The sequence below is a fragment of the Comamonas testosteroni ATCC 11996 genome (assembly GCF_000241525.1).
Classification (GTDB): domain Bacteria; phylum Pseudomonadota; class Gammaproteobacteria; order Burkholderiales; family Burkholderiaceae_C; genus Comamonas; species Comamonas testosteroni.
Window position 1 is genome coordinate 21,367 of the sequence record NZ_AHIL01000004.1, and the last position, 17,491, is coordinate 38,857.

18 protein-coding genes are annotated in these 17,491 nt (G+C 62.5%); 3 read left to right on the forward strand and 15 right to left on the reverse strand.

Annotated elements, in window-relative coordinates:
- Nucleotides 1-27 precede the first annotated feature (27 nt).
- Entirely contained in the window at nt 28-408 is a 381-nt protein-coding gene (gene panD, locus CTATCC11996_RS02520; protein WP_003065787.1) for an aspartate 1-decarboxylase, read from the reverse strand.
- Nucleotides 409-755: 347 nt separating this feature from the next.
- Between panD and CTATCC11996_RS02525 the strand changes: the two genes are divergently transcribed.
- Entirely contained in the window at nt 756-1,784 is a 1,029-nt protein-coding gene (locus CTATCC11996_RS02525; protein WP_003072692.1) for a porin, read from the forward strand.
- 162 nt (nt 1,785-1,946) lie between these two features.
- On the opposite strand, the gene CTATCC11996_RS02530 is transcribed toward CTATCC11996_RS02525, so the two are convergent.
- The 5 genes from CTATCC11996_RS02530 to CTATCC11996_RS02555 form a co-directional block, all read right to left on the reverse strand.
- On the reverse strand, nt 1,947-2,312 hold the full coding sequence (locus tag CTATCC11996_RS02530) for a 6-pyruvoyl trahydropterin synthase family protein (protein WP_003072694.1): 366 nt from the start codon (nt 2,310-2,312) through the stop codon (nt 1,947-1,949).
- A gap of 142 nt (nt 2,313-2,454) precedes the next feature.
- The gene (gene queE / locus CTATCC11996_RS02535; protein WP_003072695.1) at nt 2,455-3,093 is read right to left on the reverse strand and encodes a 7-carboxy-7-deazaguanine synthase; all 639 of its coding nucleotides are present in this window, start codon (nt 3,091-3,093) and stop codon (nt 2,455-2,457) included.
- A gap of 136 nt (nt 3,094-3,229) precedes the next feature.
- Entirely contained in the window at nt 3,230-4,087 is an 858-nt protein-coding gene (locus tag CTATCC11996_RS02540; protein WP_003051948.1) for a segregation and condensation protein A, read from the reverse strand.
- Between the two features lie 70 nt (nt 4,088-4,157).
- Nucleotides 4,158-4,364 (reverse strand): DUF3460 family protein, encoded by a 207-nt coding sequence (locus CTATCC11996_RS02545; protein ID WP_003051953.1) that lies wholly within the window; start codon nt 4,362-4,364, stop codon nt 4,158-4,160.
- A 377-nt stretch (nt 4,365-4,741) separates the two neighbouring features.
- The gene (locus CTATCC11996_RS02555; protein ID WP_003072700.1) at nt 4,742-5,200 is read right to left on the reverse strand and encodes a hypothetical protein; all 459 of its coding nucleotides are present in this window, start codon (nt 5,198-5,200) and stop codon (nt 4,742-4,744) included.
- A 106-nt stretch (nt 5,201-5,306) separates the two neighbouring features.
- Between CTATCC11996_RS02555 and CTATCC11996_RS02560 the strand changes: the two genes are divergently transcribed.
- Together CTATCC11996_RS02560 and CTATCC11996_RS02565 are read left to right on the forward strand one after the other, a co-directional pair.
- On the forward strand, nt 5,307-5,813 hold the full coding sequence (locus CTATCC11996_RS02560; protein WP_003072702.1) for a hypothetical protein: 507 nt from the start codon (nt 5,307-5,309) through the stop codon (nt 5,811-5,813).
- A 321-nt stretch (nt 5,814-6,134) separates the two neighbouring features.
- Complete coding sequence (locus CTATCC11996_RS02565) at nt 6,135-6,842, forward strand: YitT family protein (RefSeq protein ID WP_003072706.1); 708 nt, start codon at nt 6,135-6,137, stop codon at nt 6,840-6,842.
- A 167-nt stretch (nt 6,843-7,009) separates the two neighbouring features.
- Here the strand turns inward: CTATCC11996_RS02565 and soxZ are convergent, their stop codons facing one another.
- The 9 genes from soxZ to CTATCC11996_RS02610 all read right to left on the reverse strand — a co-directional run bounded on the left by soxZ (nt 7,010) and on the right by CTATCC11996_RS02610 (nt 17,442).
- Nucleotides 7,010-7,339 (reverse strand): thiosulfate oxidation carrier complex protein SoxZ, encoded by a 330-nt coding sequence (soxZ, locus tag CTATCC11996_RS02570; protein ID WP_003072709.1) that lies wholly within the window; start codon nt 7,337-7,339, stop codon nt 7,010-7,012.
- Nucleotides 7,340-7,529: 190 nt separating this feature from the next.
- Entirely contained in the window at nt 7,530-8,030 is a 501-nt protein-coding gene (locus CTATCC11996_RS02575; protein WP_003072713.1) for a thiosulfate oxidation carrier protein SoxY, read from the reverse strand.
- Between the two features lie 159 nt (nt 8,031-8,189).
- Nucleotides 8,190-9,521, reverse strand: a complete 1,332-nt coding sequence (locus CTATCC11996_RS02580) for an FAD-dependent oxidoreductase (protein WP_003072714.1) — start codon at nt 9,519-9,521, stop codon at nt 8,190-8,192.
- A 186-nt stretch (nt 9,522-9,707) separates the two neighbouring features.
- The gene (locus CTATCC11996_RS02585; protein WP_003072716.1) at nt 9,708-10,730 is read right to left on the reverse strand and encodes a YeeE/YedE family protein; all 1,023 of its coding nucleotides are present in this window, start codon (nt 10,728-10,730) and stop codon (nt 9,708-9,710) included.
- A gap of 188 nt (nt 10,731-10,918) precedes the next feature.
- Entirely contained in the window at nt 10,919-12,196 is a 1,278-nt protein-coding gene (locus CTATCC11996_RS02590) for an NAD(P)/FAD-dependent oxidoreductase (protein WP_003072718.1), read from the reverse strand.
- Nucleotides 12,197-12,526 (reverse strand): c-type cytochrome, encoded by a 330-nt coding sequence (locus CTATCC11996_RS02595; protein WP_003072720.1) that lies wholly within the window; start codon nt 12,524-12,526, stop codon nt 12,197-12,199.
- A gap of 339 nt (nt 12,527-12,865) precedes the next feature.
- On the reverse strand, nt 12,866-13,315 hold the full coding sequence (locus CTATCC11996_RS02600) for a hypothetical protein (RefSeq protein ID WP_223305733.1): 450 nt from the start codon (nt 13,313-13,315) through the stop codon (nt 12,866-12,868).
- A 4-nt stretch (nt 13,316-13,319) separates the two neighbouring features.
- Complete coding sequence (metG, locus tag CTATCC11996_RS02605; RefSeq protein WP_003072725.1) at nt 13,320-15,467, reverse strand: methionine--tRNA ligase; 2,148 nt, start codon at nt 15,465-15,467, stop codon at nt 13,320-13,322.
- 229 nt (nt 15,468-15,696) lie between these two features.
- The gene (locus CTATCC11996_RS02610) at nt 15,697-17,442 is read right to left on the reverse strand and encodes a sensor domain-containing diguanylate cyclase (protein ID WP_003072726.1); all 1,746 of its coding nucleotides are present in this window, start codon (nt 17,440-17,442) and stop codon (nt 15,697-15,699) included.
- Nucleotides 17,443-17,491: the final 49 nt, after the last annotated feature.

A 17,491-nucleotide genomic window follows, 5' to 3' on the forward strand; every position in this document is an offset into this window, starting at 1 on the left:
GCTCGGTGTTGGAGGCAAAAGCCGTTTTTACAGCATCTGGGTGGGCACTTTGTGGCGCAGCTCGACCTGTTTGTTGCTGTCGTCCACAAAGACCAGCTGCGGCTGGTGCTCGGCCACATCGCTTTCATGAACCTGGGCGAAGGCGGCAATGATGAGCAGGTCGCCCACGCTGGCCCGGCGAGCGGCCGAGCCGTTGACGGAAATCATGCCCGAGCCGCGTTCGCCCTTGATGGCGTAGGTCACAAAGCGCTCGCCATTGTCGATATTCCAGATGTGGACTTGTTCGTTCTCAGCAATGTTGGCGGCATCCAGCAGATCCTCGTCGATGGCACAGGAGCCTTCGTAGTGCAGCTCGCATTGCGTGGTCTTGACGCGGTGGATCTTGGATTTGAGCAGGGTGCGGAACATGGTTGTCTCTCTGGGGCGCTTTGCGCGTTGCTGGAATGGGGCAGGCCTGTGCTTGCGAAAAATCACGCAAGTCTAAATGCGATCGGTAAAACCCATGTAGTTCATTGAGGGCATTGACAGGGAAATGCGGCGCCTGGGCATTCTCGATGTCGAGAGTTCTGCCAGCCGCTGTTGTAGGACGATGTGACGATTGTCGTTGTGATAGTTGTTTTGTTGCGAATTTAAGGGTTGTAACCAATGTTTCATTTTCACTTTGTTTAATGACTTCAGTCCCAGACGGGGCCCGTCCAAGGCAGGCCATCTCCGTACTGCATGGGCTTTCTCATTTCTACAAACAAGTGAACAGCATGAAACGAACTCTTCTCGCCCTTGCCGCCCTGACTGTCTCCGCCGGTGCTCTGGCTCAATCCAGCGTGACCGTCTTTGGCGTGGCCGACGTGTCGGTGGCCCACATCTCCACGACTGGCAAAAGCGTTTCCGGCCTGGCCAACGGCGGCAACTCCAGCAGCCGTCTGGGCTTTCGCGGCGTGGAAGATCTGGGCGGCGGCCTGAAGGCCGATTTCTGGCTGGAGGGCAGCCTGAGCGTGGACGACGGCACGGCTTCCGGCTTCAAGTTCGATCGCCGCTCCACCGTCAGCCTGCTGGGCAACTTCGGTGAAGTGCGCCTGGGCCGCGACAAGACCCCCGCCTACCAGAACCTGGAGACTTTCCATGCCTTCGGTGACACCGGCATGGGTGCCATCAACGGCCATAACCTGATCAGCGGCTCGGCTGCAGGCACTTCTGAAGGCTCCAACCCCAAGCGCAATTCCAACGCCATCAGCTATCTGCTGCCCAAGCTGGGCGGCTTCTATGGTCAGCTGACTCATAGCTTTGGCGAGCAAGCAGATGACCACAGCCTGGCCAGCTCCACCGGCCTGCGTCTGGGCTATGCCAACGGTCCCCTGAACGTTGCCGCAGCCTACGGCATCGCCCGCGGCGGCACGGCTGCCGCTGGCGTGGACTACAAGACCATGAATCTGGGCGCTTCCTACAACTTCGGCGTTGTCACTCCCATGCTGTTGATCGCATCCGACCGCGGCAACGGCAAGCGTGTCGATCTGTACAGCCTGGGCGTGAAGATGCCTCTGGGCGCCGGCGAACTGCGTGCTGCCTATACCTGGTACAAGGACAAGAAGCAAAGCGATGCGGACTCCCAGCGTCTGGCCCTGGGCTATGGCTACAAGCTGTCCAAGCGCACCGAAATCTATGCGGCCGTGGCACGCATGAGCAACGACGACAAGGCTTCCCGCAAGCTGGGTTCGTCGCTGAGCCCTACACCCGCTGTGGGCAAGAGCCTGACGGGTTACGAAATCGGCCTGCGCCACAATTTCTAAGAGCACGGGCATCAGAGAGCTGCGGTGGCTGCTCTCTTATGCCTGATGATCTTGCCGAGTTAGGCCTCCTGGTGGGGAAGCCGTCTGACTCTCAGCAAGCTGGCCCCGCAATAGCGGGGCCTTTTTTTGGGGGTTGTTTTTGGGTTTGTGCGGCGGCTGTCTTCAGGACAGATCGAGCACGCAGCCGTCGCCAATGCTGTCGCGCCAGACGCGGATGCGGCTGGGCGCAGGCTCAAGGTCGGCCAGGGCATTGGCGATGAAGAGACAGAGGTTTTCCAGCGTGGGCTTGCCCAGGCCCGGCACTTCATCGAGAAAGTGGTGGTCGAGCTGATCGCGCAGCAGCTCCAGGCGCGCGCGCAGGTGGCCGAGGTCGATGACCATGCCGTTGTCCGGATTGCGCGGGCCGCTCACGCTGACCTCGGCCCAGTAAGTGTGGCCGTGAATACGGCGGCTGCTCTCGGTTTCGATAGCGCGCTCCAGCGTGTGGGCCGCATCGAAGAAAAAACGCTGGTGAACGGTGAACTGCATAAACGTTATTTCTGGCTTTGCGCATGCAACCGGCGCGCACCAACGCTAGTGACAGCAAGCAAGGGCCGCCCCGCAGCGAGGCTGTCGTCTCCCTCCCGCGTAGCGAGAGAGGGGGAAGGCGCGAAGCGACTCAGGGGGTGTTTCATCGAATTCCAGTGAGCTTGTGGGTTTGCAGGCTCAGGCGCCAGCCGGGGCGCTGCATGCATTGCTCGATACAGGCGCCAATATTGCTGCTCTGCTGGGCGTTGTCCATGGGCTGCAGAAAATAGTGCTGGAAATCGGTGCTGGCTTCAATGGCTTCCAGATCGAACGTGGGCTGAGGCCAGACCAGCTTGAGCTCCTGGCCGCTGCGTTGAATCCAGTCGGCGCCGGCCTTGGGGCTGATGCACAGCCAGTCAATGCCTTCGGGTGCGGCCACCGTGCCGTTGCTTTCCACCGAGATACGAAAACCGCGCGCATGCAGGGCGGCGATCAGGGCCTGATCGACCTGCAGCAAGGGCTCGCCGCCCGTCAACACCACCATGCGGTGCTGGCTGTCGTTGGCAGGCCACTGGCTCAGAATGCGCTCGGCCAGCGCATCGGCCGTGGCGAACTTGCCGCCCAGCGTGCCGTCGGTGCCGACAAAATCGGTATCGCAGAACTGGCAGATGGCATTGGGCCTGTCCTGCTCGCGGCCCGTCCACAGATTGCAGCCCGCAAAGCGGCAGAACACGGCGGGCATGCCGGCCTGGCCGCCTTCGCCTTGCAAGGTGTAGAAAATTTCTTTGACGCTGTATGTCATGTCGAATGTGTCGCGTCAAGGCGCGGTGGAACAAGGGGCGGCTGCGCAGCAGCCCAGGATGTGAATGTAAGCCCTTGCTGAACTTCTGGTGGGCCATAGGGTTACAAGGCCGAGGCCCTGCAACTGTTCTCAGGCCTCACACCGGGGTATAGGCCAGGCGCACATAAATCGGCGCGTAGGCTTCGGCCTGGGTGATTTCGATCAGCGTTTCCTTGGCCAGCTCCAGCATGGCGATAAAGGTCACGACCAGCACGGTCGAGCCTTTTTCCGGATTGAAGATGCGCTCGAACTCCACGAAACGCTGGCCCTGCAGCTGCTTGAGGATCTGACTCATGTACTCGCGCACCGACAGCTCCTCGCGCGTGATCTTGTGGCTTTGCACTAGCTTGGCGCGCTTGAGGATGTCGCGCCAGGCCGCTTGCAGCTCGCCGATTTCCACATCCGGAAAGCGCGGTTGCAGGCTTTGCTCGATATAGACCGTGGCCTTGAGAAAGTCGCGCCCGTAGGTGGGCAGCTGCCCCAACTGCTGGGCGGCCAGCTTCATCTGCTCGTATTCGAGCAGGCGGCGTACCAGCTCGGCGCGCGGATCCTCGGCTTCCTCGCCGTCCTCCTGCTTCTTGGGCGGCAGCAGCATGCGCGACTTGATCTCGATGAGCATGGCCGCCATCAGCAGGTATTCGGCGGCCAGCTCCAGATTGCGGCTGCGCACCTCGTCCACATAGGTCATGTACTGGCGTGTCACGTCCAGCATGGGGATGTCGAGGATGTTGAAGTTCTGCTTGCGGATCAGATAGAGCAGCAAGTCCAGCGGGCCTTCAAAGGCTTCGAGAAAGACTTCCAGCGCGTCGGGCGGGATATAGAGATCCTGGGGCAGCGCAAACAGCGGCTCGCCGTACAGGCGTGCCAGAGCCACCTGATCGACGACCGAAGGCGACGGGTCAGGGGCGTCCGGGTTCTGGCCCGGCAACAGGGTCTGTTCTTCAGCCTCGCTCATGGTCTGCTATGGATTGCAGAGCTGAGCGCGCTTGATGAGTAAGCGCTTGAGGCTGATTTCATCGAAAAGATCAGGAGTGGTTGGTCTGGTACACGTAGGGCTGTTGTTCCACGCGACCGGCGCGCAGATCTTCCCAGACTTCATAGTTCACGTCCTTGTCCCACAGCAGGGCGCGACCGGCTTGCTGTTGCTTGTCCAGCTCGGGCTTTTGCTGCTTCAGGTCGTTGATGAAGTTGGTGGTGTCGGAACGGTAGTCGGGGCGACGGAAGAAAGACATATGTGTAAAACCTCTCAGAACAGCGGATTTTAGCCCGTCGCGGGCGCCAGGCCCGCTGCGGGCTATTAGAACGTGCTTGCGATCTCTACGCGGCCGCGTTGGAGCGCAATCGGGATGAGCTCGAAGCGATGGCTCGCCGCTTGCACCGGGGTGCAAGCAAGAGACAGCGCGCAGAAATCGCCCGATTTCGCGCCAACCCTGCGGGACAGTGTCTTTGCGGACGCCCGGTCAGGGGCGGTCTGCGGCGTTGCCTCGCCGGCCGCGCGAATCCTCGCAATAGCACGGCTATTGCTGCGGTATCGCGCGCGGGGGGCCGCCCCCTTGCATCCCATCCCGCAAAGCCTCTGTCGCGGCGCGAGGAAATTGCAAGCTCGTTCTTATAGATCCTTGAGACAGATCTGCGCGAACTCCTTGCAATCGTCCGAGGCCAGTGGCGAATCGACGATCTTGCGCAGCACGGTGGCAAATTCGCTGGCTCCGACCGGGTTCGGATCGCCGCGCTGAAAGTCTTCATCCACGCGCATGGTGCGGTCCAGCCAGCCTATCACCTGCACGCTGGGTTGACGCTCCAGCGACGCCAGCAAGGCCGGGGTGTAGGCGGCCATGGGGTGCTCCTCAATCAGGCTGCCAAACGGTCCGGGGCCGCCGTAGTCGAGGTCGGGATAGGTTTCGATCAGCGTCAGGATATGCGGCAGAACCTGCTCCAGTGCGGCGTCCTGCAGTGTCTCCAGGTGTTCGTAGACGGGATCGATGATCAGCCATTTGTCCTGCTGATCCCGGGCCGCCTGTGCGGCGCTGCTGAATTGGGAAAACAGTTGTTCTAGGGTTGTGCTCACTGGGGATGACTCCGTTTTGACAAGCGTTTGCAAAAGTGGCGCGCGTGCGCGGGTGGCTTGCTGTCAGAATTCGCATTCTGTCTGGCAAGCATTGTGATTCAAGCCCATGAATATTTTTTCGCGTATGACGGCGGCCCTGGCGGCGGCTGCGATCAGCACCCTGGCGCTGCTGGGCTGCGACGAGCAGAAGATCAAGGAGCTGGAGGAGGGCCTGTCCACCGAAGCCGATGTGCGCGCGAAGTTTGGCGAGCCCGAGCGCATCTGGAACGAGGAAGACGGCTCGCGCACCTTCGAGTACAACCGTCAGCCGGCCGGCGCCAGGAACTACATGATCACCATAGGCGCTGACGGCAAGATGAGTGCGTTGCGCCAGGTGCTGGCCCCGCATGTGTTTGCCAGGATCGTGCCCGGCATGGAGGAAAACGAGGTGCGCCGCATGCTGGGCAAGCCCGCCAAGATGATGACTTACAAGCTCAAGCCGGAAACCGACTGGGACTGGAACTACATCGATCCGCCCACGCGCGAGATGCAGTTCACGGTGACCTTTGGCTCCGATGGCCGGGTGCTGCGCACGCTCAACCGCGAACGCCTGCCCGACGAGTCGCGCGGCTGATCGCCTGCAAAGCCACCGGATCTGTTCAAAGCCCTGTTTGCGATGGTGCAGACAGGGCTTTTTTGCCTCTGGCCTGGAGAGGGCCTGAATGCTGAGGTGGCGGGGGAGTTGAGGTGCTTCCGAATTGATAGCTTTTAGTGCTTGTCCTGTAAGTGATGGAAGCCGAAAAGCTTGAAATATACGACGGAGTTGCCTCTGAAATTCCCCTTCGAGATTTGTTGCGTTGCAGCAAATCATGTGCATACAGCATGAGTCCATCCGTAAAATTAAGGGGTTTCCCGGTGTTATCCGCACCGGCTCGCCCCGGTCTTTATCGAGATCATGGGCATCAATCTTGCTGTCTTACCCGACATGTCCACACCGCTATCTTCTTCGGCCAGCTCTGCGCTGGCCGGCCGCATGGATGCCCCCGCTGCTGCGGCACCGGCCACTTCGGGCCTGCGCCATGGCCGCTTCGAGGACGCACAGGCCCTGTTCACGGGCTCGCTGTTTGTCTCCATCACCATGATGCTGTTTGCCCAGGCGGGCTTGCTCACGGGCAGCACGGCGGGCATTGCCTTTTTGCTGCACTATGTGACGGGACTGCCGTTCGGGGCCATCTTCTTCGTCATCAATCTGCCGTTCTACTGGTTCGCCTGGAAGCGCATGGGCGCGGAGTTCACGATCAAGACCTTTGTCTCGGTCGCCATGCTGGCGCTGATGGCCGATGTAGGCCCGCGCTTCATCCATATCGACTACCTGAATCCGCTCTATGCGGCTGTGGCTGGAGGCTTGCTCATGGGGTCGGGTTGCCTGTTCCTGGCACGCCACCACTCCAGCCTGGGCGGGGCCACCATCGTCTCGCTCTATCTGCAGGACCGCTACGGCATTCGCGCCGGCAAGGTGCAGATGATGATCGATTGCAGCGTGGTGCTGCTGGCGCTGGCCATCGTGCCGCTGGAGCGTGTGGCGTATTCGGTGCTTGCGGCGGTGATCATGAGCATGTTTCTGTGGATCAGCCATCGCCCCGGCCGCTATCAGGGCAACTGAGGCCTGTCATCCATGAAAAAGCCCCGCCCCGGTGCAAACCGGGCGGGGCTTTTTCATCGCCGGGCCGCCCCAAGATGAAAACGCCGGGGCCGCCTAGGCCCTCTCGGAGGGCCCGCAGCCACACCTAGTGGGCAAGCGTGGGGAGCCATTTCTCATGGCTCTCGCCATCAGGCGACGCTGATCGTCTTCTGTGCACTCAGTGTCTGACCCTGCTCGTCCTTCCACTGCATCTGCAGCTCGCCGCTTTCCCGGGCCACAAAGGTGAACTCGATATAGGGGTTCTGGGCAATCGAGATGCCGGGCTCCCAGCTGAACAGCAAGGCGTTGCCCAGCCGGGCTTCGAAACGGCTCACGATATTGCGCGGGCGCACCTTGCCCGTGGCCGGGTCGGTGCGCAGACCGCTTTCCATGACATGTTCCATCTGCGCGCGCACGCGCAGCACTTCGCCTTTCTTGGGGCTGGCATTGCTGACCCAGACGCGGGGTGGCTTATTCATCTAAATTCCTTTCAGTTCAGGCATCCATCGTGAATGTGGATGCAACTACGCCCCGAACCAGAAGTGGGCCTGGGCCAGCAACCGCCGCGCAAAGACCGACCTGCCGCGCGGGCGGTGTCCCCCTTGGCCACGCAAAGCGTGGCACAACAGAGGGGGAAGGCGCGCAGCGACTCAGGGGGTGTTTCCAGATTCACATGCCGCAGCCGCTGGCAGCCACGGTCGTTGCCTGTTTGGCGACCAGGATCTTGCCGCTCTTCATGCGTGCCAGGGCATGCACGGTCTGCGACTGGGACAGGCGTATGCGGGCCGCCGCTTCGGCCACTCCGGCCGCTGCGGTGAACTGCATGCGGCAGGCCAGCGGCGAGGGGTTGAGTTCGGCCAGCACGATGATCTCCTCGCACCAGTCCTGCTCGGTGATGGGCAGCGTCACCTTGACCTTGACGGGAACGGCGCTGGGGTTGTCGGCCAGCACGGGCACATCGAGCTGCAGACCATCGGCCTGAGTGGCCTTGCCGCCGGTGAATTGCTCCATGAGCTTTTTGAACTCGGCCGGATTCGGCGCCAGTGGCCCGACCAGCGGAGTCTTGGCCGCGCTGCTGGCTTGCGCCAGAGCCGATGCGGGCAGAGCCAGACTGGCCCCGGCTGCCGCCGCGCTCAGCACCATGCTTCTACGGGTGGTGTTCTTGAACATTGCTTTTCTTCAATCCAATTAACAAAACTTCAAAACTCACACCGGCTCCAAGTGAGAGACGCCAAGCAAGAGCCGCCTCGCGGCGGGGGCGCCTAGCAGAGGGCGTCGTCCTCCTCCCGAAGAGAGAGGGGGACGCGGCAAAGCCGCTCAGGGGGAGATTTAAGTGCCCAGGAAATCTCCGAACTTGCCGTTGATCCAGGCAAAGTCCTCCTTGACCAGATCGGAGGTGCGCACATCCATGTCGATCTGGGTCTGGTTGACCTGGCCGCTGGCGTCCACCTCGTATTCGAACTTCACCGAAATTTCCTCCTGAGGGTCGCCGTTGACCATCATGTAGCAGAGGTTGTCGGGCAGCCGGGCCACGACCTCCTTGCCGGCCACGCGCTCGGCAATGTTCCGGGCGACGATCTTGCCGATGTAGTTGGCCACATGGCCGCTCTTGGGGTAGTGGCCGAACTGGGGCGAGATCGCGCCCATCAGATCGCCGACAAAATACACGCGGTCGTCGCTCTTGGCATGGAACAGGCGGTTGTGCATATCGGCCCAGCCCGTGGGCTTGCCGGTGGCAGCATCCTTGCCGATGAGGTCTGCCTTCCAGACCATGTCTGCGGCCTGGTGGGGCGGCATGAGGATGGCGTCGTCGAACTTGAAGTCGCCCGCGGCGGTCTTGATCTGCTTGTTGAAGGGGTCCACTTCCTTGACGCCGGCATTGGGCACATGGGTGATGATGTCTGCGTACAGCTCCTCGAAAGCCTGCTTGTAGCCCACGCCGATGGGGGCGATCTTGGGCTTGGGGTCGAGGATCAGGATCTTGCCGGGAATCTTGTTCTTCTTGATATGCCAGGCGATCAGGCAGGCACGCTCATAGGGCGAGGGCGGGCAGCGATGCGGCGGTGGCGGCAGCGTCATCACCAGCGTGCCGCCCTTGAAGTTCTTGACCTTGCTCTTGAGCGAGAGCATCTCCTGGTTGGGGATGTAGGCGTTGGGGAAATGCGTGCGCGTGTGCTCGATGGCGCGCTGGTCGTTGCCGAACCAGGCCTCGTAATCGTTGCGAATACCGCCCGAGAGAATCAGGAAGTCATACTCGATCAGGCCATGGGCCGTGCGCACCAGCTTCTTGTCGCGCTCGAAGCCCGTGACTTCGGTCTGCAGCAGCGTGTAGCCATACTTGTTGGCCGGGTGCAGCATGTCGCGGTTCACGAAGTCCGTGCCCACGATGTCCACCAGCCACTTGTTACTCATGGGGCCGGACCAGAAGGTCGGATTGCGCTCCAGCAGCACGACGTCGGAAGCGGGAATCAGCTCGCGCAGATAGCGTGCCGCCGTGAGGCCGCCCCAGCCGCCGCCGCAGATCACGATGCGTGGACCCTTGCCCTTGCGCGGCAGAATGGGGGACTGGCTGCTGATGATGGCGGGTGCAGCCATTGCCGGGCCGGCAGCGGCGCCCAGAGCGAGTGCGGGCGGAGTCCAGAGGAAATGGCGACGTTGCATGAGCATTGCTCCTGTAATGGGAATAGGGCCAGATCGAGGCCTCGGATTCGGGGGAGGGAAGCAAGCTTGGGCGCAGCGCGATGGGATTGCCTCTCAGCCGACACGCGGCACAAGCAGAGCTGGTGGCTGGAGATTCTAGGAGCAGGCCCAGATCCGGAATCGGTGAATACCCAAGCGAAGCCAGCGCTATTGCTGGCGCAGCAGGCGCAGGCTGACAAGCGCTCCGAGCAGGATGCCGGCAACGGCCGCAAAGCTGGCCAGCGACAGAGTGGACAGCCCGCTCAGTCCCTGGCCGATGGAGCAGCCTGCGGCCAGCACGCCGCCAATGCCCATCAGCAGGCCGCCACCGGCGCTGGCAGCCAGGCGGCTGGTGGAGTCAAAGCCTTCCCAGCGCGCCGTGCGGCTGCCAAGGGCTGCGAGAAAGGCGCCGGCGAGCACGCCCGCCGTCAGCGCCAGGCCTATGCCGGGCTCGCGTCCCACGGACAGCTGCAGATAGAGCAGGGCCTCGGCAATCGGGCCGATGAAGCTCAGCGAGGTGAGGCGGGCCGGCTCGAACTCATCGACCCCGATATGCGCAGTCAGCCACCAGCCGGCAGCCACCAGCAGGCCTATGAGCAACGCGCTGCCCCACTGCAAGCGGCTTTGGCGCAGGCCGGGGCGCAGCAGGGCGTAGGCCAGCAGCAGCAAGGCCAGACCAAGCGTCAGCAGCCATGTATTCACGGAAGACAGATAGGCGGGCAAGGTTGCCTGGGCCAGCGTGAGGGGGGCGAGGGCCTGCAGCCAAAGGCGTAGAGGCGTCAGTACACCGGTCATGGCCAGCTGCGCGCCCAGCGCCAGAAACACGACGGTGACCAGGCAGCGCAGATTGCCTCCTGCCAGCAGCACCAGAGAGCGTGCTCCGCAGGCGCGGGCCAGCACCATGCCGATGCCAAACAGCAAACCGCCAATCAGCACGCCAGCCATGGAAAAGCCGGGCCGCGCAATGGCGGCCTGGCCCAGATCGAGCATTCCCAGAGCCTGCAGCCCCTGCGAGGCCAGCAAGGCCACGGCCAATGCCAGGGCAAAGGCCTGCAATGCAGGTGCCTGGCCCGCAGCGACTTCGGTATCCAGCCCCATTTGCTGGCGCAGCCCGCGCAGCAGACAGAATCGCCCCAGCCGCGCAGCGACGCCGAAGGCCATGCCCAGCAAAAAAACAGACCACAACAACATATCAGTCGTTCAATAAAGCAGAGGAGGACGGGCGGCAGAGATTCACACCAGACGCATGAAGCGTGAACTTTCGCCCGGGCTGGCGAGCAAGGGCCGCCCCGCAGCAAAGCCAGCGTCCCCCTTCCCGCAATCGAAGCGCCACGAGAGAAGGGGGAAGGCGCGTCAGCGCCTCAGGGGGATGCCTCTATTCAACCACCCCAGATATCCGCGCTGATGGCCTTGTACCAGGCTGCGCCGTAGTCGGCCTCGGCCTTGCGGAAGGCTGCATCGCCGTTCAAGGGGCTCACGCCGCCTGAGTCTGGCACCTCGATTAGCTTGCCCGCCGCCGTGCGGTAGACGCCGGCCACGGAGATGCCGTAGTCGGTGCCGATCAGGCTGTAGCAGGTGTTGGCAAAGGCCGCTGCAGGCAGGGGGCTGCCGCTCAGTTCGGCGGCAATCGCGGCTGCGGCCACCTTGCCTTGCGTATTGGCGGCAAAGCCCGACTTGGGCATGGGCGCGGCAATCGTGGCGTCACCCAGCACATAGACATGTGGGACCTGGGTGGATTCAAAGGACTCTGGCTTGACCGGTACCCAGCCGCTGGCGTTGGTCACGCCGGCGCGGTCGGCGATAAAGCCGGCCTTCTGGGGCGGGATGACATTGAGCACATCGGCTTTGTGCCTGGTGCCGAATGCGGTTTCCACTTCCAGGTTCTTGGCATCCACGCGCGTGACCTTGCCGTCATCGGCCTGCTTGACCCATTCGATCATGTCGCCGTAAAGCGCCTTCCAGCCCTGAATGAACAGACCTTGCTTGGAGAACGCATCCTTGTCGTCCAGCAGCAGAATCTTGGACTTGGGCTTGTGCTGCTTGAGGTAGTGGGCCACCATGGCCGCGCGCTCGTAGGGGCCGGGCGGGCAGCGGAAGGGGTTGGCAGGAATGACCATCACGAACTTGCCGCCGTCGGGCATGGCTTCGAGCTGCTTCTTGAGCAACTGGGTCTGCGCTCCGGCCTTCCAGGCATGGGGGGCAAGCTGGGCTGCCGCCTCGTCATAGCCTTCCAGCGCATTCCAGCGCATGTCGATGCCGGGCGAGAGCACCAGCTTGTCATAGCTCAGCGCCTGACCGTTGGACAGCAGCACGCGCCTGGAGTCGGTCAGGACCTGGTCGGCCCGCGCGTGGACCACGTTCACGCCGGCCTTGCGCAGACCGCCGTAGCCGTGACCTATGCTGTCCCAGCTGCGCAGGCCGGCCAGGTACAGATTGGAGAAAGGGCAGGTATAGAAGCGCTCGGCCGGCTCCACCAGCGTGACCTGGATATGCGGCGCGAACTGGCGCAGATAGCGCGCGGCCGTGGCTCCGCCAAAGCCGCCGCCGATCACGACCACATGGGCCGAAGCTGCCTTGGCCTGCACGATGGCGGGCATGGCGAAGCTGGCTGCACCAGCGGCGGCACCGCCGAGAATTTGACGACGATTGATCTGCATTTACTGGCCCTTCTTGCTGAACCACTGGGCCAGCGCTTTGAGTTGCTCATCGTCGTAGCCCTTGGCCAGACGGGTCATGACGGTGGCGTCCTTGGCGGTGCCGGCCTTGAAGGCCTGCAGGCGCTGCAGCAGATGGGTTTCAGGCAGGCCGCGCAGCTGAGGAATGACGCCCGTGGAGCGGCCGTCCGGGCCGTGGCAGTTGGCGCAACTGGCAGCCAGCACGGCCACATCCTGCACACGCAAGGAGGTGGCGGCAGAGCTGGCCAGGCCGGGCAGCGGCGCTGCCAGGGCAAAAGCCAGCCATAGCGCAGGGCGCGCTGGAGTGAGCAAGAGTTTCGATCGCATGGGGCCTCCCGTTGTCCCCACGCAAGGCCGCGTGGGGGATTTATGACCTCGATGCCTGAATGTGCGCGGCCTTTGTTATGTGTGGCGAATGTCGAGCATTCTTCTGGGCAGGGGCGGAGCAGGCAGAGCTGATGGAGTCGGATTCTAGGAAGCGGCCCCGTCCTGACAAGCTCAATATCCCGGTGGTGTAACAGGAAGTTATTGGTTATTTAGTTATGCGCTGCGCTTGTGCTTGCAGCTGCGCTTCAGGGCATGAAAAAACCGCATTTCGCTATCTTATATGTAGCGCAATGTGGTTTCCTGTTAACGAATGCGAGCGGTTCGTTAGTTTTGCGGCGGCAGTCCGTCAGAGGGCGTGGCAGGTGTGGGGCTGGCGGTCGTTGCCGGCATTTCTGCCGCTGCGGGAGCGGTGGCCGACGGATCGCGGTAGCGAATATTCACGCCGCTGGTATCGGGCGGGTCGTCATCCATCAAGGCGTCAGCTGCCTTGCCCACGCCCTTGCCCACGATCTTGGCTGTGCCGATGGCGGCATCGGCGGCCAGACCCACGGCCCCGGCCGTCACGCTGATGGCGGTGCCGGTGACGGCGATCACGGTGCAGCCCGAGAGCGCCAGGCATAAAAAAGCTCCAGCCAGCCAGAAGCCGTAGGAGCCTGATGAGGCACGTCCCCGCGAGGAGACACCGAGCAAGGGCCTAAGGCGGCCCCGCCGCCCCGCCGCGAGGCTGTCGTCCCCCCGGCGGTAAGGCGCCGAAGGCGGCTCAGGGGGGATCATGAGATCAATGAATCCGCATGCCGGGCATGGCGCCGGGGAAGGGCTCTAGCACATAGATGCCGGGATGGGCCTTCTCGTCGGCGTGGCTGGCGGCCAGCACCATGCCTTCGGACAGGCCGAACTTCATCTTGCGCGGTGCCAGATTGGCGACCATCACCGTCAGCTTGCCCTGCAGCTGCTCGGGCTGGTACATGCTGCTGATGCCGCTGAACACATTGCGGGTCCTGGGCTGGCCGTTCTCGTCCTTCTCGCCCACGTCCAGCGTCAGCTGCAGCAGCTTGGTCGAGCCTTCGACTGACTTGCATTCCAGAATCCTGGCGATGCGCAGATCGACCTTGGCAAAGTCGTCGATGCTGATGGTCTCGGCCAGCGGCTCGCCGCCGGGGGCGTTGGGGTCGATCACGGGCTCGGCCTTCTTGGCGGCCTTTTTCTCGGCCTTGGCGGGTTCGGCGGCGGGGGCTGCCTGACCGGCGGGTGCTTCAAACAGGGCTTCGAGCTGCTTGGGATCGACGCGCTGCATCAGATGCTGGTAGACGCCGATCTGGTGGCCTGCGCCCAGGGGCTTGACCACGTCGGCAAAGCTCTCGGGCGGCACGATGAGGAAGTTGGCGACTTCTGCGGCCACGCCGGGAAGGATGGGGCTCAGGTAGATGGTCAGGATGCGGAAGGCTTCGATGCAGGTCGTGCACACATCGTGCAGGCGTGCATCCATGCCTTCCTTCTTGGCCAGCTCCCAGGGCTTGTTGGCGTCCACATAGCTGTTGACCTTGTCGCACAGCAGCATGATCTCGCGTGCAGCGCGGGCCGAGTCGCGGCCTTCGTAGGCGGCGACGATGGCGGCTTGCTGCTCGCGCAGCGCGGCCAGCAGGGCCTGGCCGTCTTCGCTGACCACGCCCAGCCTGCCGTCAAAGCGCTTGCTGATGAAGCCTGCGGCGCGCGAAGCGATGTTGACGTACTTGCCGATCAGGTCGGAGTTGACGCGCAGCATGAAGTCTTCGGGATTGAAGTCGATGTCTTCGTTCTTGCCGTTGAGCTTGGCGCCCAGGTAGTAGCGCAGCCACTCGGGGTTCATCTTGAGCGACAGGTATTTGAGCGGATCAAGGCCGGTGCCGCGGCTCTTGCTCATCTTCTCGCCGTTGTTGACGGTCATGAAGCCGTGCACGCAGATCCTGGTCGGCGTCTTGCGGCCGCTGAACTTGAGCATCGCAGGCCAGAACAGCGTGTGGAAGGTGATGATGTCCTTGCCGATGAAGTGGTACTGCTCCAGATCGGGATCGGCCATGTAGGCGTCGTAGTCCTCACCGCGCTTGTTGAGCAGCTCCTTGAGCGACGCCAGATAGCCCACGGGCGCATCCAGCCAGACATAGAAGTACTTGCCCGGCGCATCGGGAATCTCGATGCCGAAATAAGGCGCGTCACGGCTGATGTCCCAGTCGTCCAGACCTTCGCTGGTCGAGCCGTCGGGGTTGGTGCGCACGCCGAACCATTCCTTGATCTTGGCCGCCACTTCGGGCTGCACATGCTTGCCGTTCTGCGTCCACTCGGTCAGGAACTCCACGGCGCGCGGGTCCGAGAGCTTGAAGAAGAAATGCTCGGACGACTTCATCACCGGCGTGGCACCCGACAGGGCCGAGAACGGGTTGATGAGGTCGGTGGGCGCGTAGACCGAGCTGCAGACTTCGCAGTTGTCGCCGTACTGGTCCTTGGCGTGGCAGCGAGGGCATTCGCCCTTGATGAAGCGGTCGGGCAGGAACATGTTCTTCTCGGGGTCGAAGAACTGCTCGATGGTGCGGGTTTCGATGAAGCCGGCCTTTTTCAGGTCCAGATAGATCTGCTTGGACAGCTCGTGGTTTTCGGCGCTGTCGGTGTTGCTCCAGTTGTCGAAGGCGATGTGGAAGCCGTCGAGATACTGCTTGCGGCCGGCGGCGATGTCGGCCACGAACTGCTGGGGCGTCTTGCCGGCCTTTTCTGCGGCAATCATGATGGGGGCGCCGTGGGCGTCGTCGGCGCCCACGAAGTTGACCGCATTGCCCTGCATTCGCTGCGCACGCACCCAGGTGTCGGCCTGGATGTATTCCATGATGTGGCCGATGTGGAAGTTGCCGTTGGCGTACGGCAGGGCGGTGGTGACGAATAGTTTGCGTGCGGTCATGAGGAAACAGCTTTCACAGAGAACCCGTCATTCTAGAAGGGCTTGGCTCCAGGCTGCGGGCGCGGGTTTTGCGGCGGCACCCGCCGAGTTCGTTCGGGAACGGTAGTTGCTTTGTTTTTTGTAGCTGGTTACGCAGCTTCCATATTGTTTTCAATATGAAAACAACGTTAATTCCATGAATATAAAGCGTCAGAAGCTCTGAAATTGGAAGCGATAGCCGAGGCTGCACTCAGCTCACTGCAGGCCTTTTGTTGCGGTACATGTCCTGGTCGGCCACCTTGAGCAGGCTTTGCGCATCCTGCGCATCCCTGGGATACAGGGCCTGCCCTACGGATGCGCCCACGGTCACGGCTTCGCCCTCGGGAATGCCTTGCAGCGTGCTCAGCGGCTGCTGCAGCGCATGTTCTATCTTCAGGCGCACGGCCTGAACCTGCTCCTCGTCGCTGACTCCGCGCAGGATGAGGATGAACTCGTCACCGCCCAGGCGGGCAACGACATCGTCGGGGCGCAGCAGATTGCGCAGGCGCAGGCTGATCTCGGCCAGTGCCAGATCGCCGTTGTCATGGCCCCAGCGGTCATTGAGCGGCTTGAAGCGGTCCAGGTCCACAAACAGCAGGGCAAACGGGGCGGCCATGTTCTGGCCGGGCAGGGGGCGGGTGAGTGTGGTCAGAATATGCTGCAGTGCGCTGCGGTTGCTGGCTCCGGTCAGTGGATCGGTAAACAGGCTGTGGCGCATGCGGTGGAAATTGTGGGCCAGCTCACCAATTTCATCGCGGCGCTGCACTTCGATCGGCGTGTCGATCTCGCCCTGGCCGACGCGGCGCACGGCGCGGGTCAGCGAGCGCATATCGTTGGCCACGGCACCGAAGATGCGGGTGCCGATGACGACGGCCACGACCAGGGCCAGCAGGCCCAGGCTGCCCACCAGGGCCATATGGCGGTAGACGCCGGCCAGCATGTCCTTGTGCGGCACGGCCACCACGGCCATCCAGTCCTGACCGGCTCCATTGCTCAGGCGCCGGTAGGCAATGCGAATATGGTTGTGCCTGTCATCTTCGAGCAGCGCCGTGCCGGGGCCGTCACTGGACAGCGAGGACTGGAAGGCGCCCTGGATTTTTTCGTACACCGCCTGAATCAGCGGGTCCTGGCTGTTGGCGGCGGTCATGCGCTCCAGCTTGCCGTCTTCGCGCTGGTGGATGTTGGGCATGCCGGTGGCTGCGATCAGGGAGCCGTCGGCCTCGATGATGAAGGCCCGGCCATGTTCGCTCAGGTGCAACTGGTTGACGAATTCGTTGAGCGCGCGAAGCGAAATATCAGTGGCCACCACACCCTCGAGACTGCTCTTGCTGGAGAGAATGCGGCGTGCGCGCGTGAGCACCAGGTCCTTGGCACTGAAGTCGATATAGGCAGGAGTCCAGATTACATCGGCCGACTCCGCGGCAAGCTTGAACCAGGGGCGCTGGCGCGGCTCGAACAGATTGGTTTCGGTGGATTCGTAGATCGGCTCGGCAGGCATGCCGGCGATCTTGAAGTAGCTGCGGTGCTCGCCGGGCTGAGTCTTCAGGCGCAACTGGCCCAGTTCTGGAGCCACTCGCTTGAGAGCAATGCCCTGGCCCGCGATATTGGCGTAGTACACATAGTCATTGGGTCGGGTATGCAGCGAGGTCGCCACCCACAGCCGGGAGATCAGGTCGGGGATATGGTCACTGATATCGGCAGCGACGGGCTGGCCGCTGGGGAACGCAGCCTCCAGCACTGCGCTGGACGGGTACAGGTGGCGATCCACGATCAGCGCGATGCGCTCGGCTTTCTCTTGCATCACCTGCTCTGACAAGGCGGACACCGTGTTGCTGCCGGTCCAGTACCAGAGCATGCCCAGGGCCGATGTCAGCAGCGCAATCAGTGCAACAAAAGGCAGGATCAGCGAAAGCTTGAGCGATTTGGAAGCGCGGATGGGCTGCGAGGATGGAGTCACTAGGCGGTTGTCGGAACGATGATGAAGGTCATGCAAAGTGTCTCACGCA